Annotated in this window: 4 protein-coding genes; 1 reads left to right on the forward strand and 3 read right to left on the reverse strand. The window is 72.6% G+C overall.

Annotation, left to right across the window (positions count from 1 at the left end; translation table 11 throughout):
* Positions 1-99: 99 nt before the first annotated feature.
* The 3 genes from ABZ479_RS41490 to ABZ479_RS41500 all read right to left on the reverse strand — a co-directional run bounded on the left by ABZ479_RS41490 (position 100) and on the right by ABZ479_RS41500 (position 2,536).
* Positions 100-804: a TetR/AcrR family transcriptional regulator gene (locus tag ABZ479_RS41490; RefSeq protein WP_499605297.1), complete on the reverse strand. Its 705-nt coding sequence runs from the start codon at positions 802-804 to the stop codon at positions 100-102.
* A 114-nt stretch (positions 805-918) separates the two neighbouring features.
* Positions 919-2,064 (reverse strand): alpha/beta hydrolase, encoded by a 1,146-nt coding sequence (locus tag ABZ479_RS41495; RefSeq protein WP_500466429.1) that lies wholly within the window; start codon positions 2,062-2,064, stop codon positions 919-921.
* Between the two features lie 139 nt (positions 2,065-2,203).
* Positions 2,204-2,536 (reverse strand): tetratricopeptide repeat protein, encoded by a 333-nt coding sequence (locus ABZ479_RS41500; RefSeq protein WP_179279764.1) that lies wholly within the window; start codon positions 2,534-2,536, stop codon positions 2,204-2,206.
* Between the two features lie 441 nt (positions 2,537-2,977).
* On the opposite strand from ABZ479_RS41500, the gene ABZ479_RS41505 reads away from it, so the two are divergent.
* Positions 2,978-3,445, forward strand: a complete 468-nt coding sequence (locus ABZ479_RS41505; RefSeq protein WP_500466430.1) for a hypothetical protein — start codon at positions 2,978-2,980, stop codon at positions 3,443-3,445.
* The last annotated feature ends 136 nt before the right edge of the window (positions 3,446-3,581 follow it).

Here is a 3,581-nt window from a genome sequence, read left to right on the forward strand (position 1 = left end):
GCCGGCAACCCAAACCCCCGGTTGGGAACCCTAATTCCGAGGTACCCCCACGGGGCGTTTCCGGTGTGCGGGGCCAGGGCCCCGCACACCGGAGGGCCCTCAGGCGGAGTGCGTGATGCGGTCCAGCAACTCGTTCAGCAGGATGCGTTCACCGGGCGTGAGGATCTCCCCGATCTCGGGGAGCACGGCCTTGAAGGCGACGGTACGGGTGATCGTCCGGCGCTCCTCCGCGGTGGCCTCCTCCGGCTCCGCGGTCGTGATGGCAGCGAGAACGGCCTCTCGCGTCCGCGGTGACAGCTCCGGGTCGCGGGCTTCCGGCAGCGTCGCGATCAGCGTCAGGACGACCCCGCAGCCCGCCGCGTGGATCATCAGCATGGCGCGTTCCACGTCCACGCTCAGCCGGCCGGCCTCCGCGACCCGGGTCACCAGGCCGCGGAGCACGTTGAAGGACTCTGTGACGGCCGCCGGTTCGACCCCGGGCTTGGGCTGACCGAACATCAGCTGGTATATCTCCGGGTTGGCCACGCCGAACTCGATGTGCAGGTCCCAGCCCCAGCGCAGGTCCTCGACCGGATCCGCGGCCCGCGTCCGGTCGGTCTTGCGGTGCAGGTAGTCGGCGAAGCCCTCCGCCGCGACGGCGTCCAGCAGACCCTGCATGTCGCCGAACTGCCGGTAGATGGTCGGCGGCTGGACGGCCGCCGCCTTGCTGACCGACCGGGTCGAGACCGCGTCGCGGCCGCCCTCGGCGAGCAGGGTGGCGGCGGCGGACATGATCCGCTCTCTGGTGGTCGCCCTCTCATCCATGAATCAACGATAACAGAAATCTGTTACCAAGGGAAACTTCCCCGCCGGGGAGCCGTGAACAAGGAGGGGCGGCCGGGTGAACCCGCCGCCCCTCCCGCCCGGTGCGCCAGGGGCTCACTTGGCAGGGCCGGAATCCGCCCCGTGCAGTGCTTCGCGCAGCGCCGTCGTGACCTCGGCCACCGCCCTCTTGTTGGACTCCGTGTCGCGGAGGGCGTTGAGCATCATGAAGTCGTGCGTGATCTCGGGGTAGTGCGTCAACCGGACGGACACACCGGCCTCCCGCAGCTTCTCCGCGTACGCGGTGCCCTCGTCGTAGAGCACGTCCGAATCCGTGATCACCAGCGCCGGCGGCAGCCCGCGCACCTCGTCGAGCGTGGCGCGCAGCGGGGCGGCCAGCGGGTTCTGCCGGTCCTTGGACTGCGGGGCGTAGGAGTCCCAGAACCACTCCATCGCGGGCTTGGCCAGCCAGCAGTTCTCCGCGAAGCGGTTGTACGAGTCGGTGTCGAAGTTCGCATCGGTGACCGGGTACATCATCACCTGGTGCCGGAAGTCGGGTCCGCCGCGCTGCTTGGCCATCATCGTCACGGCGGCCGTCATGTCGCCGCCCACCGAGTCGCCGGCCACGGCCAGGCGCGAGGGGTCCACGCCGATCTGTCCGCCGTTGCCCGCGACCCACTTGGCCACGGCGTACGCCTGCTCGATCGCCACGGGGAACCGGGCCTCGGGTGAGGGCGTGTAGTCGACGAAGACCACCGCTGCCTGCGCGCCGTTGGCGATCTCGCGCACCAGGCGCTCGTGGGTCTTGAAGTTGCCCAGCACCCAGCCGCCGCCGTGGATGTAGACGATCCCGGGCAGGTCCCCCTTGGCGCCTTCGGGCCGTACGACGTGCACCGACACCGGGCCGGTCGGTCCGCCGGGCACGGTCCGCTCGCTGACCTGCGCCGGGAGCATGTCCACCGGTCCCGCCTGCAGCTTGTCCAGGACCTGGCGGGCGCCCGTGGGCGAGAGCGTGTAGAGCGGCGGGCCGTCCGCTGCCGCCAGCTGGTCGAGGAAGTCCTGGGCCTGCGGGTCCAGCCGTACGGGCGGGGTGCCGCAGGGCACCTTCGGTGCGGGCGTGTCGGCGGGCACCGCGTTGTCGACGCGCATGGCGCTCGTCGTCCTCTCACCGCAGGCGGTGAGGCTCGCGGCGGCCGCGAGGAGGACTGCGACGGCGTAGCGCGCCTTGCGTCGCGTTATGGACCGGACGTGCGGACAGGTCATTGCGGTCTCCGAACCGTGGTCGGTCGTTGGCCCCCACGTGAGCAGCCTGCGGAGGCGGTACGGTCCGGACAACCGGGGATGGGCCGGGGGAGTGGCCCGCGGGCGCCGGGCGCCGCGCGGCCTTCCCGGGCCGGGAGGGTCAGACGACGACGAGGTCCCAGGCCGTCATCGCGTCGGCGAGCCGCAGGTGGGGGGCCGCCTCGGCGAGCCGCCCCTGACGCTCGAGGGTGCGCCCGAGGAGCAGGTGCGCGTGCGCGTCCTGCGGCTCGGCGCGCAGCAGGTCACGCAGCTCCGCCTCCGCCCGCGAGAGCTGCGCGGAGAAGTAGTACGACCTGGCCAGCAGCATGCGCACCGCCATGTTGCGGGGGGCCACGTCCACGATGGACGCGAGCGTCCGCGCCGCGGCGGCGTAGCGCTGCCGGTTGAAGAAGAGCACGGCGCGCTTGAACGTCTCCGTGGTCGGACTGCTCATGTCGGTGCCCACTGCTGCATCACCTCGGTGGAACGGGGAACTCCCTGATGGGGGCTTCAACCGGGGTAAGTGTCGGATTTGTTCCGCGCCGCCCGGAAAATCTGGTTGATTCCCCCCGCGCCCGTGCCGTCACCGAGCGTGCCGGCCGGGCCCGAACGCACGCCCCGCCGGGTTGCGCGCCTCACCCTCCTGGAGGAACGTGACTTCGAGGCCGTACGGCCGTTCCGCCCGAGGAAGCCTGCCGCCCCTTCGCTCGCTCCCCCTCCGCTCCCGCCCCTCCGCTCCGCCTCTCCGTCTCTCCGCCGCTCGGCGGCCCCCGCCGGGACGCCGGGCGTCCTGCCCCGCTCCCGCGACCGTCCCGCGACCGTCGCAGCGGCACTCCGGACAGCACCTCGTCCACGACCGCCACCACCCCGGCAGCGGCCAGGAAGGCAGACCGCGATGCCACTCCTCCGCAACCTCGCCCTGACCGTCGCCTCCGCCGCCCTCGCGACCGTCGTCGCGGCCGCCCCCGCCTCGGCGGGCGCCGGTGCCCCGGCGGCCGGAGCCGCCTCCGGCGCGACCGCCCCCACCTACGCCACGGTCCTGGTCACCTGCTTCGGCCGCGGACTCGTCATGCCCCCCGACTTCCTGCTGGCCTGCGGGGACGGGAACGACCGGCTGGGCGGTCTGTACTGGTCCCACTGGGGCAGCGACTCGGCCGAGGGGACCGGTTACGAGGAGGCCAACGACTGCGATCCGTACTGCGCGGCGGGACACTTCCACACCTTCCCGGTCAAGGTCAGGCTCTCCGAGAGCAAGCCCTGGCCCGGCGACCCGCACCTGCGGCACTTCACCAAGCTCACGATCACCTACCCCGACACCGAGCCGTCCTGGCCGCACGACCCCGTCCGCGAACTGTGGGACTGAGCGGCCCCCGGGTCGCGTGACGGCACCGCGGGCGTGTCCCGCACCGGGGGCCGCGGGCGTGTCCCGCACCGTCCCCCCCCGCACGAGGCGGCCGGGGGGTTGAAGGTGGGGAGCGGGGGGAGGGGGGACCAACCCC

This window comes from Streptomyces sp. NPDC005722, from assembly GCF_040630935.1.
Taxonomy (GTDB): Bacteria; Actinomycetota; Actinomycetes; order Streptomycetales; family Streptomycetaceae; genus Actinacidiphila.

Coding starts and splice junctions, on each gene's coding strand:
- ABZ479_RS41500 (WP_179279764.1), bottom strand. CDS start 2,536: ATGAGCAGTCCGACCACGGAGACGTTCAAGCGCGCCGTGCTCTTCTTC.
- ABZ479_RS41505 (WP_500466430.1), top strand. CDS start 2,978: ATGCCACTCCTCCGCAACCTCGCCCTGACCGTCGCCTCCGCCGCCCTC.
- ABZ479_RS41495 (WP_500466429.1), bottom strand. CDS start 2,064: ATGACCTGTCCGCACGTCCGGTCCATAACGCGACGCAAGGCGCGCTAC.
- ABZ479_RS41490 (WP_499605297.1), bottom strand. CDS start 804: ATGGATGAGAGGGCGACCACCAGAGAGCGGATCATGTCCGCCGCCGCC.